The organism is Thioclava pacifica DSM 10166 (genome assembly GCF_000714535.1).
Classification (GTDB): domain Bacteria; phylum Pseudomonadota; class Alphaproteobacteria; order Rhodobacterales; family Rhodobacteraceae; genus Thioclava; species Thioclava pacifica.
Genome location: NZ_AUND01000023.1, coordinates 42,414 through 61,775 on the forward strand (window position 1 = coordinate 42,414; position 19,362 = coordinate 61,775).

A 19,362-nucleotide genomic window follows, 5' to 3' on the forward strand; every position below is an offset into this window, starting at 1 on the left:
CCGAGGATCGCCATGACCGACCGCCCGACCATCAAAGCCAAGGACGCCCCCGATCTGGGCAAGTTCACCTGGGATGACGCGCTGCGCCTTGAAACCCAGCTGAGCGAAGACGAGCGGATGCTGCGCGATGCGGCCCGTGCCTATGCGCAGGACAAGCTCCAGCCGCGCGTGATCGACGCCTATGCCGAGGAAAGCACCGACCCCGCGATCTTCCGCGAGATGGGCGAGATGGGCCTTCTGGGTGCAACGATCCCCGAGGAATATGGTGGGCTCGGCGCGGGCTACGTGTCCTACGGTCTGATCGCGCGCGAGATCGAGCGCGTCGATAGCGGCTATCGCTCGATGATGTCGGTGCAATCGAGCCTCGTGATGTATCCGATCTACGCGTATGGCTCGGAAGAGCAGCGCCGGAAATACCTGCCCAAGCTGTCGACCGGCGAGTGGATCGGCTGTTTCGGCCTGACCGAACCCGATGCGGGCTCGGACCCGGCGGGCATGAAAACCCGCGCCGAGAAGACCGCAACCGGCTATCGCCTCATCGGCTCGAAGATGTGGATCACCAACTCGCCGATCGCGGATGTCTTCGTGGTCTGGGCGAAATCCGAAGCCCATGGCGGCAAGATCCGCGGCTTCGTGCTGGAGAAGGGCATGAAGGGGCTGAGCGCGCCGAAGATCGGCAACAAGCTCTCCCTGCGTGCTTCGATCACCGGCGAGATCGTGATGGAGGGCGTCGAGGTTGGCGAAGAGGCGCTGCTGCCGCATGTCGAAGGCCTCAAAGGTCCGTTCGGCTGCCTCAACCGCGCCCGCTACGGCATCGCCTGGGGCGTGCTGGGCTCTGCCGAGTTCTGCTGGCATGCCGCGCGGCAATACGGGCTCGACCGCAAGCAGTTCGACAAGCCTCTCGCGCAGACCCAGCTGTTCCAGAAAAAGCTCGCCGATATGCAGACCGAGATCACGCTGGGCCTGCAAGCGGCGCTGCAAGTCGGCCGTCTGATGGACGAGGCCGATGCGGCCCCCGAGATGATCTCGCTCATCAAGCGCAACAATTGCGGCAAGGCGCTGGATATCGCGCGTCTGGCCCGTGACATGCATGGCGGCAACGGCATCTCGGGCGAGTTCCAGGTGATCCGCCACATGGTCAACCTCGAGACGGTGAACACCTACGAAGGCACCCATGACGTCCACGCGCTGATCCTCGGCCGCGCGCAAACGGGCCTGCAGGCCTTCTTCTGATGGCCCCGCTGGAAGGTGTGAAAGTCGTCGAGCTGGCGCGGATTCTGGCCGGCCCCTGGGCCGGTCAGGTGCTCGCGGATCTCGGCGCCGAGGTGATCAAGGTCGAGGCCCCCGAAGGCGATGATACCCGCCGCTGGGGCCCGCCCTTCATCGCCCGCGAGGGCGACGGGCCCGAGGGCCGCTCGGCCGCCTATTTCCACGCCACCAATCGCGGCAAGCGCTCGGTCATTGCCGACTTCCGCACCGAGGAAGGCCAGCAGATCGTGCGCGATCTGGTCAAGAACGCCGATGTGGTGATCGAGAATTTCAAGCTCGGCGGCCTCAAGAAATACGGCCTCGATTACGAGAGCCTGTCGGCCCTCAATCCCCGCCTCGTCTATTGCTCGATCACCGGCTTCGGGCAGGACGGGCCTTACGCGCCGCGCGCGGGCTATGACTTTCTTATTCAGGGGATGGCGGGCTGGATGGACCTGACCGGCGACCCGCAAGGTCAGCCGCAAAAGGTGGGCGTGGCCTTTGCCGATCTCTTCACCGGCCTCTATGCGGTGATCGGGATTCAGGCGGCGCTGGCGGCGCGGGCGCGCACCGGGCGGGGACAACTCGTCGATATGGCGCTGCTTGACTGCGCCGTGGGCGTGCTCGCCAATCAGGGGATGAACTATCTCGCGACCGGCAACGCCCCGCGCCGCCTCGGCAATGCGCACCCGAATATCGCGCCCTACGAGGTGGTCAGCGCCAAGGATGGCGATCTGATCCTCGCGGTCGGCAATGACGGTCAGTTCCAGCGGCTCTGCGCGGTGCTGGGCCTCGATCTCGCCGCTAATCCCGATTTCGCCACCAACGAGGCCCGCGTCGCCCATCGCGAGGCTCTGCGCGCCGATCTGTTGCCCGCGCTCGCCCAATGGCCCCGCGCCGATCTGCTCGCCGCGCTGGAGAAAGCGACCGTTCCCGCAGGCCCCATCAACTCCGTCGATCAGGTCTTCGCCGATCCGCAGGTCCAGGCCCGCGGCATGCGGATCGAGGCCGAGGGCATCCCCGGCATCCGCACCCCGATCCGCTTCTCGGATACGCCGCTGGCCGACCCCAAGCCTGCGCCGAAATTGGGAGGGGCGGGCTAGCTCAGCCCGCCAACCCGCGCAGGAGATCGGTGAATTTCACCTCCGGCTTGCCCAGCCGCGCGCGATAGGGCGGGATCGCTTCGGCCACCCGCATCGCGTAGTTGCGGGTCTCGGTGAAGGGGATCATCTCGACCCAGTCGACCACGTCCACCGTGCCGATGCGTGGATCGCCCAGGTCGTCGATCCAGCGGCGCGGACGGCCCGGCCCGGCATTGTAGCCCGTCGCGACCAGCACCACCGAGGGCCCGAACTCCTCGCGCAGTTCTGCCAGATAGGCCCCGCCGAGTTTGAGGTTATAGGTCGCATCCGTTGTCAGTCGGTCATAGTCGTAGGGCAGGCCGGTTTTCGTCGCCATCATCTTGGCCGTGCCGGGCATCAGCTGCATCAGACCTTGCGCGCCGACATGGCTGCCGACGCCGATCGCGAACTGGCTTTCGCGCCGCGCGACGGCCAGAACCAGCTCCTCGGGAACGCCAAGCTCATGGCTCGTCAGCCCCGGAATCGGCCAGAGCGCCTGCGCGATGATCTCGCCCTTGAGCGCCGCGCGCTTGCCGATGATCAGGGCAAGATAGTCGTCATTCTGTTCCAGCGCATATTTCGCGAGCGCCCCGAAATTGCCCGGCCCTAGGCTTTCCTCGAGATGCAGCACGAAACGGGCGGCGAGATCTTTCTCGTCCGCTTCATAAAGCAGTTGGGCGGCCTGAAAGACCGAAGAATGCCGGAACTTGTATTCGTTCCAGTTTGGCAACTCCGGCCCTTTCGCGAAGTCGGGCGGCAGCGGTTTGCCGAGGCGCTCTGCCGACAAGAGGCCGTAATAGGCGTCTTGCAGGATCGCCCCGTTTGCCCAGGCGGCCTTGGCCTCATCGGTCTTGCCCATAAGCTCCAGGGCACGACCCTGCCAGTAGAAGGCGCGGGCCGAGGAGATCGGGCCATCCACCGCCCTTTCGAGATTGTGGAAATGGGTTTGCGCTGTGGCCGCGTCGCCGAGTTTGAGGGCTGCGAACCCCGCGACCCATTCCAGATCGGCGTAATCCGCACCGCCGGGTTCGAGATGGTGCGAGACCGCGAGTTTATAGGCGCGTTCTACATTGCCGTTGCGCAGATCCCAGCGTGCCTGAGCAGCGCGTAGATCGGCCCAGAGCGCCGGATCTTCGAGATCGGCGGCACTTCCCGAACGCTCGAGGATCAGTTCGGCCGCGCCATCCTCCAGCCCCTCGCGCCAACGCCACCACGCGCGGTCACGGGCGAGTCCCGCCGAGCGCGTGACCATGTACTCGGGCACTTTCGCGATCAGGTCGTCGACCCCGCCCTGCCGCGCCTGCAAGGCGATCCGGGCGCGCGCAACGGCCTCGGTGCCCGGAGTGACAAGTGACAGCATCCGCCGCGCGTCGTCGAGGCGACCGCGATCGAGCATCGCCTGCATCCGCCCGCCGTGATGGGGGGTGACCAACGCTGGATAGTCGACGAGAAACTGCGTTTGTTCGGTATCGCTCAGTGGCAGCTCGCGCCAGGCCGTCTCGGCCACCTGCGCGGCCTCGGCTTTCTGCCCGAGCGCCAGATGCGCTGCGATCAGGGCAAGCGCGCCGGTACCGGTTTGCGGTGGCCCGAGCTTGAAGTAGGCGATCACCTGCTGCGGCGGGATGCCGTCGAGCACCGCCTCACCCTTCTCGCGCAGATAGGCCATGCCGGGCCAATTGCTGCGCCGGGTGGCAAAATCGCGGTAATCGGCAAAGTCGCCCTCACCCGCGCGCAGCCGCTGCCATTCGAGAATATCGAAACCCAACGGGCCTGCGCGGCGCGCGAGATTTTCCGCCTCGTCCCAGTTGCCGGATTTCGCCGCTGCGAGCGCCTCGGCCAGCGCACCGGTTGCTGCGCGCAAGGCAGCAGGGGAAAGGGCAAACCCTGTGGCGGCGAGCGCCGCGAGGAACTGGCGTCGTATCATCATCTCTGCTCGTCCTTGCGGGGTTTTCCCCTTTGTTACGGGCCTCTCACAGATGGGGATGATTCACAAGTTGGCAAGCGTCGCGGTTCCGCCTATAACCCGGCCGATTTCCGCCGGGACGACTCAACGTCCCGACCTCAACAAACCAAGGAGCGTGTCATGTTCAAAGGGTCTCTTCCCGCACTCATCACGCCGTTCAAGGACGGCGCGCTGGATCTGGACACGCTCAAGAAACTCGTCGAGTGGCATATCGAGCAAGGCAGCCACGGCCTCGTGCCGGTCGGCACCACCGGCGAGAGCCCGACCGTCAGCCATGACGAGCACATGACCGTGATCACCGAGGTCGTGAAGGCCGCGAAGGGCCGTATCCCGATCATCGCGGGCGCGGGCTCGAACTCGACCGCCGAGGGCGTCGAGCTGATCCAGCATGCCGCGAAGACCGGCGCCGATGCAGCACTCGTGGTTACGCCTTACTACAACAAGCCGACCCAGCGCGGCATGATCGCGCATTACCGCGCGCTGCATGATGCCTGCGAACTGCCGATCGTGATCTACAACATCCCCGGCCGCTCGGTGATCGACATGGTCCCCGAGACGATGGGCGAGTTGGCGAAGCTGCCGCGCATCATCGGCGTGAAGGACGCGACCGGCAAGCTCGAGCGCGTCTCGATGCAGCGCATGACCTGCGGTGCCGATTTCATCCAGCTCTCGGGCGAGGATGCGACCGCGCTCGGCTTCAACGCGCATGGCGGCGTCGGCTGCATCTCGGTCACCGCGAACGTGGCGCCGAAGCTTTGTGCCGAGTTCCAGGAGGCGACGCTGGCGGGCGATTACGCCAAGGCGCTGAGCTATCAGGACAAGCTGATGCCGCTGCACATGGCGATCTTCCTAGAGCCGGGCGTGGCCGGGGCGAAATACGCGATGTCGAAGCTGGGCCTGTGCTCGGCCGAGGTGCGCCTGCCGCTGACCGAGCTGCTGCCGGAGACCAAGGCCGCGATCGACGCCGCGATGGCGCATGCCGGCCTGATCTGAGATCGGTTGGAAAGTTCTGGAAGGCGCGGGCTGCGAGAGCGGTCCGCGCCTTTTGCGTCAGAAGCTGAAGATCTCGCCAATATTCGCGATGATCGTGACGAGCAGCACGACGCCCGCGATCAGCAGCGCGACCCACCAGAAAAACTGGAAGAACACGGCGATGAAGCCGAGGCTCGCCGCATAGGCCGGCAGGCGCCAGTTCTCGCGCAGCGCGCCCGCGATCACCGACAGCACGATCGCGATGATCCCGAGGACGGGCCCGACGAAGCCGAGGTAGCGCGAGATCGGCACGGGCTGCGGTTCCGCCGGTTTCGGGGCGAGACCGAAGAAAGAGCGCCAGGCGGAGCGTTTGATCTCTCCGGCGATCTCGCCGACCTGGCTGGCGGCCGATGGCTGCGGCCCGTTCAGGACGCCGGAGATTTGCAGAAAGACCAGAACCAGCGCCACGGCCCCGGTCAGGAGTGCCCAGAACCCCCAGGTGCGAACGAGGGGGCCGATGGCGGGTGTGGAGAAATCGTTACTCTGTGTCATGGAGATAAAATGACCTCGAAAACTGGCACAAATAAGATGCGATCGCGGCTGAGGATCGCGCGGTTTTCTTGAAGAAAGGATAAGGGCGGGTATCCGATCCGGTCAATCTTCGATTGGCGATCCCCGAACCGGACCCCGAAATGGAAAAGGGCGCCCTTTCGGACGCCCTTCCCAATCTCATCTGGTGCGGCTCAGTCGAGTGCCGCGTCGCAGCGCTTGCAGGTACCCGGATGGGCGTGGCTGCCGACATCGGGCAGGATCTTCCAGCAGCGCTCGCATTTCTCGCCCTCGGCCTTCTCGAAGACGACCGCGATGCCCGCAACCTCCGGCAGGCGGAAGGCTTCCTGCGGGGCCGGATCGGCGGTCAGCGCGATATCCGAGGTGATGCAGAGATCCTCGAAGGGTACCGATTTCAGCGCGCCCAGCACATCTGCATCCTCGACATGCACCACCGGGGCGGCCTCGAGCGAAGCCCCGATCACCTTGGCCGTGCGCTGCACTTCCAGCGCCGCCGTCACAACGCGGCGGGCGCGGCGGATGCCGTCCCATTTCGCGGCGAGGGCGTCATCGGCCCAGGAGGCGGGCGTCTCGGGGATGTCCTGCAGATGGACCGAGGCGTCATCGCCCGGGAAGCGCGACAGCCACACATCCTCCATCGTGAAGACGAGGATCGGTGCGAGCCAGGTCGTCAGGCGGTGGAACAGCAGGTCCAGCACCGTGCGCGCGGCGCGGCGGCGGTCGCTATCCTCGGCATCGCAATAGAGCGCGTCCTTGCGGATGTCGAAATAGAAGGCCGACAGGTCCACCGTGCAGAAGTTGAAGAGCTGCTGGAACACGCCCTGGAAGTCGAACGCGTCATAGCCCTTGCGGACCTCCACATCGAGCTGCGCCAGACGATGCAGCACCCAGCGCTCCAGCTCGGGCATCTCGGTGGGATCGACCCGCTCGGCCTCGGTGAAGCCGTCGAGATTGCCCAGCATGAAGCGCAGCGTGTTGCGCAGACGGCGATAGCTGTCCGCGACCCCTTTCAGGATCTCGGGGCCGATGCGCTGATCTTCGGTGAAGTCGGTCTGCGCGACCCAGAGGCGCAGGATATCCGCGCCATACTGCTTGATGACCTCTTCGGGCACGATCGTGTTGCCGAGCGATTTGGACATCTTCATGCCCTTCTCGTCGAGCGTGAACCCGTGCGTCACCACGTTGCGATAGGGCGCGCGGCCCTTCGTGGTGCAGGCCTGCAGCAGCGAGGAATGGAACCAGCCGCGGTGCTGGTCGGTGCCCTCAAGGTAGACATCGGCGATGCCGTCCTCGGTCCCGTCGGCGCGGTCGCGCAGCACGAAAGCGTGGGTGGACCCGGAATCGAACCACACGTCGAGCACGTCGAAGACCTGCTCGTAATCGTCGGGATTCACGAGCCCGTCCAGAACCTTCGCCTTGAACCCGTCCTGATACCAGACATCCGCGCCTTCGGTCTCGAAAGCGGCCTTGATGCGGGCATTGGCCTCGGCATTGCGCAGCAGGAAGCCCTCGTCGGTGGGCTTCGCGCCTTTCTTGACGAAGCAGGTCAGCGGCACGCCCCAGGCGCGCTGGCGCGACAGCACCCAGTCCGGGCGGTTCTCGATCATCGAGTGCAGGCGGTTCTTGCCCTTTTCGGGGGTGAACGTCACCAGCTCCTCGATCGAGGTCAGCGCGCGCTTGCGGATCGTGTCGCCATACTCGCCCATGCCGTCGTTCAGCGTGTGGTCGATCGCGGCAAACCATTGCGGCGTGTTGCGATAGATCAGCGGCGCTTTCGAGCGCCAGCTATGCGGGTAGGAGTGCTTGATCTTGCCCTTGGCCAGCAGCGCCCCGGCCCAGGCCAGTTGCTTGATGTTGGAGACACTGGCCGGGCCGTCCTTGCCGTCGGCCTCGATGATCGCCTCGCCACCAAAGAGCGGCAGATCCTTGCGGTAGCTGCCATCGGGCTCGACATTATAGGTCATCGGCAAGCCGAATTTCAGACCCATCTGGTAGTCGTCGTCACCATGCGAGGGCGCGGTATGCACGAAGCCCGTCCCCGCCTCGTCGGTGACGTGATCGCCCGGCAGGAGCGGCACGTCGTAATCCCACTCGCCCTGCGCGCCCTCGACCCCGGCATAAGGGTGCGACAGGATCACGCCCTCGAATTCGGTGGACTCTACATCGCGAACGCGGGAGAAGCTCTCGACCTTCGCCTGATCCATCACAGATTGCGCCAGCGCATCGGCCAGCAGGAGCATCTCACCCTCGGTGGCGGTCGATTTCTCGCCCAGCGTATCGACGCGATAGAGCCCGTAGGCGATGCCCGGATTGAACGCGACCGCGCGGTTCTGCGGGATCGTCCAGGGGGTCGTGGTCCAGATCACGACCGAGGCACCCTCAAGGCCCACTTTCGGTTTGAACCGCACCCAGATCGTGTGGCTGGTGTGGTCGTGATACTCGACCTCGGCCTCGGCCAGCGCGGTCTTCTCGACCGGCGACCACATCACGGGCTTCGAGCCCTGATAGAGCGTGCCGTTCATCAGGAACTTCATGAACTCGTCGGCGATCACCGCCTCGGCATGGTAGTTCATCGTGAGGTAAGGATCGGCCCAGTTGCCATAGACGCCCAGGCGCTTGAACTCCTCGCGCTGGATGTCGACCCAGCTTTCGGCAAAGGCGCGGCATTCGCGGCGGAAGGCCACCACGTCGACCTCGTCCTTGTCGAGACCCTTGGCGCGATACTGTTCCTCGATCTTCCACTCGATCGGCAGCCCGTGGCAGTCCCAGCCCGGCACGTAGCGCGCATCGCGGCCCATCATCTGCTGCGAGCGGGTGATGAAATCCTTCAGGATCTTGTTGAGCGCGTGGCCGATATGCAGGTGGCCGTTCGCGTAGGGAGGGCCGTCATGCAGCACGAAGCTCGGGCGCGTTTCCTTCGCGGCCTTCTCGCGCAGGCGATCATAGACGCCGATCTTTTCCCAGCGCGCCAGCCAGTCGGGCTCGCGCATCGGCAGGCCCGCGCGCATCGGGAAATCGGTTTTCGGCAGGAAGACGGTGCCGCGATAATCGGGGGCGGTCGTCTCGTTGGTCTGGTCGGAACTCATGGATGTGTCGTCCTTGGGGAAGGGGTGGCGCGCGGTCGGGCGCGCCGAAGGCTTGGGCTCACTATCCCGGCTACCCTGACGCGTCAGAGCGCCGGGCAAGTAATTCGGGAATATTTGGCCAGCCAGAACATGCCGCCCTTATAGGCGTGAGGTGCAAGCGCGGCAAGCGCAGATCAGGGGGCGCTGCCCCCTCGCCCTGACGGGCTCACCCCCGGGATATTTGGCGCAGTTGGAGTGGGGAAGGCCGGTTTCTTCGGATTGACCGGAGTCCCCTCAGCCCCTGGCGTCCTCGAGGATCATCTGCGCGGCCTTTTCGGCGATCATCATCGTCGGCGCGTTGGTGTTGCCCGAGGTGATCGTCGGCATGATCGAGGCATCCGCAATGCGCAGCCCTTTCAGCGCCCTGAGGCGCAGGCGCGGATCGACCACGGCCGCGTCGTCCGCACCCATCCGGCAGGTGCCGACGGGGTGGAAGATCGTGGTGCCGATATCGCCCGCCGCCTTCACAAGATCCTCTTCGGACTGGTAGTCCGGGCCGGGCTTGTACTCCTCGGGATGGTATTTCGCGAAAGCGGGCTGTTGCGCCACGCGGCGGACCTGACGGATCGCCTCGGCCGCGACGCGCTTGTCGCCCTCGGTCGAGAGGTAGTTCGGCGAAATCTCGGGGTGGGCGCGGAAATCGGGCGAGGTGATATGCACATGGCCGCGGCTTTCGGGGCGCAGGTTGCACACGGAGGCCGTCATGCCCGGGAACGGGTGGACCGGGTCGCCGAACTTGTCGAGGCTCACGGGCTGGACGTGATATTCCAGATCGGGCGTTTCCTTTTCGGGGAAGCTCCGGGTGAAGACCCCGGCCTGAGAGGGCGACATCGACATCGGGCCGGAGCGGAACAGCGCATATTCCATCCCGATCTTCGCCTTGCCCCAGAGCGTCGACGACATGGTGTTGAGGCTTTTCACGCCCTGCACCTTGTAGATGAGGCGCAATTGCAGGTGGTCTTGCAGGTTTTCGCCCACGCCATTCACCTCGGCGACCGGGGTGATGCCATGTTGCGAGAGCACATCGCCGCGTCCGATCCCCGACAGTTCGAGGATCTGGACCGAGCCGATCGCGCCCGCCGACAGAACCGTCTCGCCTGCCTTCACGTCATGGCTCTGACCGTTGCGGTTATAGCGGATGCCGGTGACGCGGCCTTCTTCGATCAGCAGCTTCTCGACCTGGGCATGGGTCTCGATGCGCAGATTGGGGCGGTTCATCGCGGGTTTCAGGAAGGCTTTCACCGCGTTCCAGCGCCAGCCCGCCTTCTGGGTGACGTGGAAATAACCGCCGCCCTCGTTCGTGCCGGTGTTGAAATCGTCGGTGCGCGGGAAGCCCGCCTGCTCGGCGGCCTCCAGAAAGGAATCGAGCAGCTCCCAACGCACCCGCGCCTCTTCCACGCGCAGCTCGCCGCCCGCGCCATGCAGATCGCTTTCGCCGCGATAGAAATCTTCCTGCTTCTTGAACAGCGGCAGCACGTCGTCCCAGCCCCAGCCCGGATTGCCAGCCTGCGCCCACATATCGTAATCGCGCGCCTGACCGCGCATGTAGATCATGCCGTTGATCGAGGAGCAGCCGCCGAGGATACGCCCGCGCGGATAGAGCAGCTGGCGCCCGTTCAACCCCTTGTCGGCGGCGGTCTTGTAGCCCCAGTCGGTGCGCGGATTGCCGATGCAGTAGAGATACCCCACCGGGATATGCACCCAGTGATAATTGTCGCGCCCGCCGGCCTCGAGCAGCAGCACCTTGTTCTTAGGGTCCTCCGAGAGCCGGTTGGCGAGCACGCAGCCCGCGCTGCCAGCGCCCACGACGATATAATCGTATTGGTCCATAATCCCCTCCCGCGATGCGCCTCCATCCTCGTTGTCGCAAGCCAGCGACGCTGCGGCAAGGCCTGTGCGCGCAAAATCGCTTTGCGAAAACGCAAGGAAGGGCTTGCCTGTCAGGGGGGTGATCCGTTCTATGGCGCAAACCTCTCGGAGCCGCGCCCTTGTTCGCCTATCGCCTTCTCGTCAGCTTCGCGACCCTGCCGGTTCTGGTCCGGCTGGGCTGGCGCGTGCTGCGGGGCAAAGAAAGCGCGCGGGCGGCGAGTGAACGGCTTGGCGGGGGCGAAGCCTCGCCGGGGCGGGTCTGGTTGCATGCGGCTTCGAATGGCGAGCTGACCTCGGCGCGCCCGCTGATCGAGGCGATGTTGACGCGTGATCCGACGTTGCGATTGCTGGTGACGGTGAACACCGCGACGGCGCGCGCGATGGGGGAGGGCTGGGCCGATCCGCGCATCGCGATCCGCATGGCGCCTCTGGATCATCGCGCGGTGCTGGGGCGGTTCCTGCGTCGGCATGGCCCGCGTGCGCTGATCGTGATCGAGAATGAACTTTGGCCGAACCGTATGGCGCTGGTGGCGCGGGCAGGCTTGCCGATCCTCGTGATCGGGGCGCGGATTTCGGAGCGCTCCGCCGCGCGCTGGGGCAAGACCGGGCTCGGGCAGAAGATGGTCGCGCAGATCGGGGCGCTTTCGGCGCAGGATCCGGGATCGGAAAGCCGGTTCGTGAAGCTGGGGCTTCCGCCCGAGCGGCTCTTGCCGCAGGCGAACCTGAAAACCGCGATCACGCTGGAGCGTGGCGCGCCGCTCGATTGGGCGCGTAGCGAGACGGTGCTGGCCGCCTCGACGCATGAGGGCGAGGAGGCGCTGGTGCTGCGCGCCTTTGCCGACGCCCGCGCGCGCCGCCCCGGCCTGCGCCTGATCCTCGCCCCGCGCCATCCGCGTCGCGCGCCGGAAATCGCGGCGCTGATCGCGAAGGTGGGGCTTGCCCATACCGCCCGATCGAAGGATGAGCCGCCCGAAGCGGAGGTCTATCTTGCCGATACGATGGGCGAGATGGGGCGCTGGTATGAAAGCGCCGGGATCTGTTTCGTCGGTGGGTCGCTGGTCGAGAAAGGCGGGCATACGCCTTACGAGCCTGCAAGTTTCGATTGCGCGATCCTGCACGGGCCGCATGTCGCGAACTTCCGCGAGGCCTATGGTGCGCTCGACGACCAAGGCGGCGCGCGGCTTACCAAGGATGCCGCTGAACTCACGGAGCAATTCGCGACGCTCGGCGCGACCGAGCAGGCCGAACTGGCCCGTACGGCGCGCGCAGCGCTTGGCCCGCCCGCCGATATAGAAGCGCTGTCGCAGGCCGTGCTCGACCGGCTCTGAGCTGCGCGAAACGCTTGCATTGCAGGCCAAAACGCTTATCTGCTGAGACATTCTGGAGATGATGCGCAGATGATCCGCTACACGCTGCAATGCGATCGCGAGCACCGCTTTGAAAGCTGGTTCCCCTCGGCCGACGGGTTCGAGGCGCTGAAAGCGGCCGGTCAGCTGGAATGCGCGATCTGCGGCTCGCGCACGGTCGAGAAATCGCTGATGGCGCCCTCGGTGACGCCAGGGCGCAAGAAAGCCGACGCCCCCGAGGTGAAGCCGGAGCGCCCGCTTTCGGAGCCGCAATCGCAGGCCGAACAGGCCCTTGCCGCGATGCGACGCCATATCGAGGAAAACTCGGATTACGTCGGCATGAACTTCGCCAGTGAGGCCCGCGCGATGCATTCCGGTGAGACGGAAGCCCGCGCGATCCACGGCGAGGCGAAGCTCGAAGAGGCACGCGAGATGCTCGAAGAGGGTTTGCCCGTCCTGCCGCTCCCGTTCCTGACACGCCGCAAGACGAACTGAGCCCGTCTCAGCGCGCGATCTTTTCGGCCTGCCGTAGCGCCAGCGCGCCGATGGTGAGCGAGGGCGCCTCACCGCCGCCCGAAGACGGGAACAGGCTCGCATCGGAAATCCAGAGGTTCGCGTGATCGTGGCTGCGCCCGAAGGCATCGGTCACCGAGCTTGCGCTCTCCGTTCCCATGCGTGCTGTGCCGAAGACATGGGTTGCGGAGAAACTGTCCCAGCTCCCCCGCTCTTCAAGGATCGCCTCGGCTCCGGTTGCTCGCAACAGGCTGCGGCAACCTTCAGCCATCTTTCGAAGCAGGGCGAGGCTGTTTGCGGTGAGAACCGAGCTGATCACCGGCAGCGGCACGCCGTTGGCGTCGTGTTGCTCAGCCGAAAGCGTCACGCGGCTGCGCTCATCGGGGATCACGGCACCCAACGCCGCGACTGTGAGCGCCGAGCCAAACTGAGTGCGCATCGCTTGGTGGAATGCCGCGCCATGACCACGCACGAGGCGTTGCGCATAGCCAATCGGCCCGTTCAGCCCCAATTCACGCACCGCCGAAGTATAGCGGCATCCACCAACCGCCCCCGGCACGCCGTCGGGCGCGGATTGCGCCCAGCTGATCGCATCGGCAGGCAGGCCCATATGGCTGTTCTTCAGTCCCGGCACGAATGCCGTGCTCGACCAGCTCAACGTTTCCATGAAGTTGCGCCCGACCTGCCCCGAGCCATTGGCGACGCCTTCGGGCGCGTCCGGCTGCGCGCTCGCGAGCAGCAAGCGCGGCGTCTGCACGGCACCGCCAGCCAGGATCAGGATCGGGGTTTCCTGCCGGACGGCCTTCCCTGCATGGACATAATGAACCGCCGCTGCCTGTCCATTCGGGCCGAGCTCAATTCGAGTGACCGGAGCGTTCGCGATCAACGTCAACCGCCCGCTCGCCTGCGCATGGCGCAGATAGGTCACATCGGCCGAGCCCTTGTCGCCCAGTGGACAGCCCCGGCTGCACTGGCCGCAATAATTGCAGGAGGGCCGGTCGTCATAGGGCACGCTATTGGCCGCGCGCATATTGGGTTCGAAGGGCAGACCTGCCTTGGCTCCCGCCTGGACCAGACGCCGCGCAGGCGGGCTGAGCGGATGGGCCGGCAGGGGCGGCGGCGCGGAGCGTGGACGGGCATCACTGGCCGAGGGGCGTGCGGGCCCGGCCACGCCCATCATCGCCTCTGCCTGAGCGTAAAAGGGTGCGAGATCGTCATAAGAGAGCGGCCAATCCGCACCGATCCCGTGGTCGCGCGCGAGATGGAAGCTCGCGGGATGGAGACGGTGCGCCTCGCCTACGAAATGCAGCGTACTGCCGCCAACCCCCATCACATGTGAATAGCCGATCTCCCCCGTCTCGCGAAAACCGGGCGGGGGCTGGCGCGGAGTGACGGCGTCATGGCTTTGCAAGTCGCTGTCGGATGGGTCGAGCTGCCCGAGATCGCCATAAAGGATCTCCCCTCGACTTCCGGGTGGAGACGGGAAGATATGGCGTTCCCAATCCGCATTGGTGAGCGGGTAATCGCGGGACGGATCGAAGGCGGGACCGGCCTCGAGCAGAAGAACCGAAAGCCCCCGCTTGGTCAGCGCCCAAGCGGACGCGGCCCCGCCTGCGCCTGAACCAATGATCACGACATCAGGCGGGCTCATGCGTCCCCCCATGGTGGCGGATAGCCAACCGGTTGCGGCGCGGGTTCAAGCGGCAGGTCCGAAAGCGCCTCGGGATGGATGTAGTAAAAGCCCACCGCAAGGAGCCGTGTCACGTGGTAAAATCGCCCCGGGATTTCGTTGTAATCGGCCTGCGCGAGCCAATCGACGATCTCGTCGCGGGCGGCTGGCGGCAGGTCCGCGAAGCGCGCGGGGCCGACGCTGTCGAGAAACATGGTTCCCGCCGCGATCAGCCGTTCACTGAGGCTGCCCGGCTCGATTTCCGCGCGCAGCTCCGCCCCAACGCCGAGTGCGCTGGCCGAGGGCGTGCCCTCGGAGCCGGGCAGCAGAATGTCGAGATAGGCGTCGAGCGTCGCGGGCGCGATCGTGCCAGCCTCGAGATTTTGCGCGCAAAGCAGCCTTGGCGCGAGCCCGGAGGCTGCCGTCGCTGCCATCGCCAGCAATGCCGCACGTCGCGTTGGATCACCTGTGGTCCGAGCCATGAATTCCCGGCCTTTCCTGTGGTATTTCCGCCAGACTGCGGAGAACCTTACCCTTGGAAACACTGGGGTTTCCTTGCGTGAACTCACGATCTGGTGAATGCTTGCCGCGAAACTGAAGAAATTTCCACCCAGAATGACGGAGATCCGGATGAAACGCCTTGCAAGCGCAGCAATCATCGCCCTGACCACCTTTGCCTCGGCCGCGCATGCGGGTTATTTTGCGCCGCCGACCAAGGGCTCCGAGAGCAAGACACACCTCTTTGCCGGTCTCAACTGGACCTTCGGCAAGCAGGGCGGCGGGCTGTCGACCCGCGTCGGCGCGATCTACACTGATATCAACTCGGATGATGACGTGAAGGGCGCGCGGGTCTTTCTCGATCTCGACCTGTTCAAGCAGGGCGGCACGCCCAGCGTCTTCGTGACGGGCTTCAAGGGGACGACCTATGGCATGGGCGAACTGGGGCTGGGTTACGACTTCGGCAGCGGTGAGATGATCGGCCAGTTCGGCGGGCTGATGAACCACTTCGAGGCCGGCGGTAATTACGGCTTCTCGGGCAGCGGCTTGAGCGGCTATCTCGGCGTGACGAGCTTCAAGTTCGACAAGGTCAAGCCGACGACGTCTAACAATATCTATGACTTGCAACTGCAATAATCTCGAGCGCCCATCCAAAGCTTCATCTGCGCGGGGCCACCTCGCGCAGATGAACTGACGGGCCGGACCGGGCGCCATGAGCCCTCCAGCAGCCCCGCCCCCTCTCTCCTCTGATCCGCCGCACCCTTTCCCCGACGCCAAGCAAATCTCTTGCGCGCGTCAACGGCTTGGGCTAGCAGGGGCGCGACTCTGCCCAAGGGGGTTTCCATGCCAATTCTGGTGATGAAATTCGGCGGCACTTCGGTCGCTGATCTCGACCGGATTGCCAACGCCGCTGAAAAGGTTAAGCGCGAAGTTGAGCGCGGCTATGACGTGATCGTCATCGTCTCGGCGATGTCGGGCAAGACCAATGAGCTGGTGAACTGGGTCGAGACGACCTCGCCGCTCTATGACGCGCGTGAATATGATGCGGTCGTTGCCTCGGGCGAGAATGTCACGGCGGGCCTGATGTCTCTGCGCCTTCAGGAGATGGGTGTCTCGGCGCGCAGCTGGCAAGGCTGGCAGGTTCCGATCAATACCACCTCGGCACATGGCGCCGCGCGCTTCATGTCGATCCCGCGCGCCAATATTGACGCCAAGTTCGCCGAAGGTTTCCGCGTGGCGGTCGTTGCGGGCTTCCAGGGTCTGTCGGCCGAGGGCCGGATCACCACGCTGGGCCGCGGCGGGTCTGACACGACGGCGGTGGCCTTCGCGGCCGCCTTCGAGGCGGAGCGCTGCGATATCTACACCGATGTCGATGGCATCTATACCACCGACCCGCGCATCTCGCCCAAGGCGCGCAAGCTCGACAAGATCGCCTTCGAGGAGATGCTCGAGCTTGCTTCGCTCGGCGCGAAGGTGCTGCAAACCCGCTCGGTCGAGCTCGCGATGCGCTACAATGTCCGCCTGCGCGTGCTCTCCTCCTTCGAGGAGACCGATGAAAACTCTGGAACCCTCGTTTGCGGTGAGGATGAAATCATGGAATCGAAAGTCGTCTCCGGCGTCGCCTACTCGCGCGATGAAGCCAAGATCACGCTCTTCACCATCGAGGACCGCCCCGGCATCGCCTCGGCAATCTTCGGACCGCTGGCCGAAGCCGGGATCAACGTGGACATGATCGTCCAGAACATCTCCGAGAAGGACTATGACGACGCCCATACCGGCGCCGTGACCGATATGACCTTCTCCTGCCCGACCAACCAGGTCGCGCGCGCCCGCAAGGCGATGGAAGACGCGATGGCCGCTGGTCTGATCAAGTATGACGACCTGATCATCGACACCGAGGTCGCCAAAATCTCCGTTGTCGGCATCGGGATGCGCAGCCACGCAGGCGTCGCAGCGAAGATGTTCGAGGCGCTGGCTGCTGAAAACGTCAACATCAAGGTCATCGCGACCTCCGAAATCAAGATTTCGGTGCTGGTGGACCGCAAATATCTGGAACTGGCGGTTCAGGCCCTGCATGATGCCTTCGAGCTCGACAAGGCCTGACTGACCGGCGGCCTTCATCAAACGGGGGCAGACTTTACAGATGGTGGAACTGAGCGAAAGTGACAGTCGCACACTGCTTCGGCGGCTGCGCGACACGCTGGCCACCGAGGGGAGCGGTCAGGACCGTCTGAACCACATCACCCAGATCATCGCGGATTCGATGGGGACGCAGGTGTGCTCGATCTACCTGTTCCGCGATCCCGAGACGCTGGAGCTCTGCGCCACCGAGGGTCTCAAGCCGGAAGCCGTTCACCACACGCGGATGAGGCTGGGCGAGGGTCTGGTGGGCCGCGTGGCGCGGTCGGGCCGGCCGATCAACTCCGCTGATGCCCCCTCCGAGCCCGGTTTCCGCTACATGCCGGAAACGGGTGAAGAGATTTATTCGAGCTTCGTCGGCGTGCCGATCCAGCGCGTGGGCGAGAAGCTCGGCGTGCTCGTCGTGCAATCGAAAGAGAAACGCTCCTTCTCGGATGACGAGCTTTACGGGCTCGAAGTTGTGGCGATGGTGCTGGCCGAGATGACCGAGCTCGGTGCCTTCGTCGGTGGTGAAAACTCCGAGATTGGCGCGACCCACCGCTTCCCGGTGATGTTCCGTGGCGCGACCGGGCAGGAAGGCGCCGCCGAGGGCCGGGTCTGGCTGCATGAGCCGCGCGTGGTGGTGACGAACCCGGTGGGCGAAGATCCCGACGCCGAGGCCGCACGCCTCGAAGCCGCGATCAAGGAGCTGCGTGCCAAGATCGACACCATGCTCAAAAGCCCGACGCTGATCGACAAGGATCAGCGCCAGGTGCTCGAAACCTTCAAGATGCTCGCCGCGTCCAAAGGCTGGAAGCGGCGGATGCTCGAGGATATCGCGGCGGGTCTCTCGGCCGAGGCTGCGGTCGAGAAAGAGCAGAACGCCGCGCGCGACCGGATGGCGAAAGCCCCCGATCCTTATCTGCGCGAGCGCCTGAACGATCTCGACGACCTGTCGAACCGGCTGCTGCGCCAACTCACGGGGCAAGGCACCGATACCGGTGCGGAACTGCCCGAGAACCCGGTTCTGATCGCGCGCAATATCGGCCCGGCGGAGCTGCTTGATTACGATCGCAAGCTCAAGGGGATCGTGCTGGAGGAAGGGTCCGTCGGCTCTCATGCCGCGATCGTGGCCCGCGCGCTCTCGATCCCGCTGGTGATCCATGCCGGTCGGATCACCGCCGAGGCGCTCAATGGCGATCCGATCCTCGTCGATGGCGATCAGGGCGTGGTGCATCTGCGCCCCGAAGAAAGCGTGGCCCATGCCTTCCGCGACAAGATCGCGATGCAGGCCGAGGCGCAGAAGCGCTATGCCTCCTTGCGCGACCTGCCCGCGCAGGACCGAAACGGCACCACGATCTCGCTGATGATGAATGCCGGCCTCATGGCCGACCTGCCCTCGCTGAAAGGCTCGGGCGCCGATGGCGTCGGCCTCTTCCGTACCGAATTGCAATTCCTGACCCGTACCCGCGTGCCGCGCCGCGACGAGCTCGCCCAGCTCTATCGTCGCGTGATGGATGCGGCCGACGGCAAGAGAGTGCATTTCCGCACGCTCGATATCGGCTCGGACAAGGTCGTGCCTTACATGAAGCCGCAGGACGAGCCGAACCCCGCAATGGGCTGGCGCGCGCTGCGAGTGGGTCTCGACAAGCCCGGCGTGCTGCGGATGCAGCTTCAGGCGCTGCTGCGTGCGGGCAATGGACGGCCGATGTCGATCATGTTCCCCTTCATTGCGCTTCCCGAGGAATTCACCACCGCGCGCGACATGCTGTTGCGCGTGCGCGATCGCGAAGCACAGCTTGGCCGCCCCGTCCCCGAGGATCTGCGCGTCGGCGCGATGCTCGAGACCCCCTCGCTCGGTTTCGCCCCGGACAGCTTCTATCGCGAGTGCGATTTCATCTCGATCGGTGGCAATGACCTCAAGCAGTTCTTCTTCGCCGCCGACCGCGAGAACGAGCGCGTGCGCCGTCGTTATGACACGCTGGATGGGTCTTTCCTGAATTTCCTCGAGCGGATCATCGCGCGCTGCGCCGTCTCGGGGACGCCGCTGAGCTTCTGCGGCGAGGATGCGGGCCGTCCGATCGAAGCGCTGACGCTGGCCGCGCTCGGGATCCGGACACTCTCGATGCGCCCCGCTTCGATCGGCCCGGTGAAACATCTGATCCGTCGCGCGGATCTTACCGAGCTGCGCCAGATCATCCAGAAAGCCCGCAATGACGGCCAGACAACCGTGCGCGCGGCGGTGACGAATTACCTCGCCCATCTCTGAGCGATCTCTAGACTTGGAAGGGTGCGCTGCCCGCATCGCTGAAGTCTTCAAGGAAGAGGGGGCGCTGCCCCCTCGGCGCGA

At 65.1% G+C, this 19,362-nt stretch carries 14 protein-coding genes; 8 read left to right on the forward strand and 6 right to left on the reverse strand.

What is annotated here, in order from left to right:
• Positions 1-12 precede the first annotated feature (12 nt).
• Positions 13-1,233 carry an acyl-CoA dehydrogenase gene (locus TP2_RS09520; protein ID WP_038076627.1) on the forward strand — a complete coding sequence of 407 codons (1,221 nt, stop codon included), beginning with the start codon at positions 13-15 and terminating at the stop codon, positions 1,231-1,233.
• Positions 1,233-2,351, forward strand: a complete 1,119-nt coding sequence (locus tag TP2_RS09525) for a CaiB/BaiF CoA transferase family protein (RefSeq protein ID WP_038076630.1) — start codon at positions 1,233-1,235, stop codon at positions 2,349-2,351. The genes TP2_RS09520 and TP2_RS09525 overlap by 1 nt, the downstream gene beginning before the upstream one ends.
• A 1-nt stretch (position 2,352) precedes the next feature.
• Here the strand turns inward: TP2_RS09525 and TP2_RS09530 are convergent, their stop codons facing one another.
• Positions 2,353-4,296 carry a lytic transglycosylase domain-containing protein gene (locus tag TP2_RS09530; protein ID WP_038076633.1) on the reverse strand — a complete coding sequence of 648 codons (1,944 nt, stop codon included), beginning with the start codon at positions 4,294-4,296 and terminating at the stop codon, positions 2,353-2,355.
• 156 nt (positions 4,297-4,452) lie between these two features.
• On the opposite strand from TP2_RS09530, the gene dapA reads away from it, so the two are divergent.
• Entirely contained in the window at positions 4,453-5,325 is an 873-nt protein-coding gene (dapA, locus tag TP2_RS09535; protein ID WP_038076636.1) for a 4-hydroxy-tetrahydrodipicolinate synthase, read from the forward strand.
• Between the two features lie 57 nt (positions 5,326-5,382).
• Here dapA and TP2_RS09540 read toward each other — a convergent pair whose 3' ends face one another.
• From TP2_RS09540 to TP2_RS09550, 3 genes are all read right to left on the reverse strand, one after another.
• Positions 5,383-5,856 (reverse strand): hypothetical protein, encoded by a 474-nt coding sequence (locus TP2_RS09540; protein ID WP_038076638.1) that lies wholly within the window; start codon positions 5,854-5,856, stop codon positions 5,383-5,385.
• A gap of 191 nt (positions 5,857-6,047) precedes the next feature.
• Complete coding sequence (gene ileS, locus TP2_RS09545; RefSeq protein WP_038076640.1) at positions 6,048-8,960, reverse strand: isoleucine--tRNA ligase; 2,913 nt, start codon at positions 8,958-8,960, stop codon at positions 6,048-6,050.
• Between the two features lie 273 nt (positions 8,961-9,233).
• Positions 9,234-10,829: a GMC family oxidoreductase gene (locus TP2_RS09550; RefSeq protein ID WP_038076642.1), complete on the reverse strand. Its 1,596-nt coding sequence runs from the start codon at positions 10,827-10,829 to the stop codon at positions 9,234-9,236.
• A 158-nt stretch (positions 10,830-10,987) separates the two neighbouring features.
• On the opposite strand from TP2_RS09550, the gene TP2_RS09555 reads away from it, so the two are divergent.
• A complete protein-coding gene (locus tag TP2_RS09555) occupies positions 10,988-12,196 on the forward strand; it encodes a 3-deoxy-D-manno-octulosonic acid transferase (RefSeq protein ID WP_038076644.1) in 1,209 nt (402 codons plus the stop codon).
• 69 nt (positions 12,197-12,265) lie between these two features.
• Positions 12,266-12,709: a DUF1178 family protein gene (locus TP2_RS09560; RefSeq protein WP_038076645.1), complete on the forward strand. Its 444-nt coding sequence runs from the start codon at positions 12,266-12,268 to the stop codon at positions 12,707-12,709.
• Positions 12,710-12,716: 7 nt separating this feature from the next.
• Here TP2_RS09560 and TP2_RS09565 read toward each other — a convergent pair whose 3' ends face one another.
• A complete protein-coding gene (locus tag TP2_RS09565; RefSeq protein WP_038076646.1) occupies positions 12,717-14,378 on the reverse strand; it encodes an FAD-dependent oxidoreductase in 1,662 nt (553 codons plus the stop codon).
• Positions 14,375-14,878 (reverse strand): gluconate 2-dehydrogenase subunit 3 family protein, encoded by a 504-nt coding sequence (locus TP2_RS09570; protein ID WP_157617093.1) that lies wholly within the window; start codon positions 14,876-14,878, stop codon positions 14,375-14,377. The genes TP2_RS09565 and TP2_RS09570 overlap by 4 nt, the downstream gene beginning before the upstream one ends.
• Positions 14,879-15,026: 148 nt before the next feature.
• On the opposite strand from TP2_RS09570, the gene TP2_RS09575 reads away from it, so the two are divergent.
• The 3 genes from TP2_RS09575 to ptsP all read left to right on the forward strand — a co-directional run bounded on the left by TP2_RS09575 (position 15,027) and on the right by ptsP (position 19,281).
• A complete protein-coding gene (locus TP2_RS09575) occupies positions 15,027-15,530 on the forward strand; it encodes a hypothetical protein (RefSeq protein ID WP_157617094.1) in 504 nt (167 codons plus the stop codon).
• A 207-nt stretch (positions 15,531-15,737) separates the two neighbouring features.
• Complete coding sequence (locus tag TP2_RS09580) at positions 15,738-16,997, forward strand: aspartate kinase (RefSeq protein ID WP_038076649.1); 1,260 nt, start codon at positions 15,738-15,740, stop codon at positions 16,995-16,997.
• A gap of 40 nt (positions 16,998-17,037) precedes the next feature.
• Complete coding sequence (gene ptsP, locus TP2_RS09585; RefSeq protein ID WP_038076651.1) at positions 17,038-19,281, forward strand: phosphoenolpyruvate--protein phosphotransferase; 2,244 nt, start codon at positions 17,038-17,040, stop codon at positions 19,279-19,281.
• Positions 19,282-19,362: the final 81 nt, after the last annotated feature.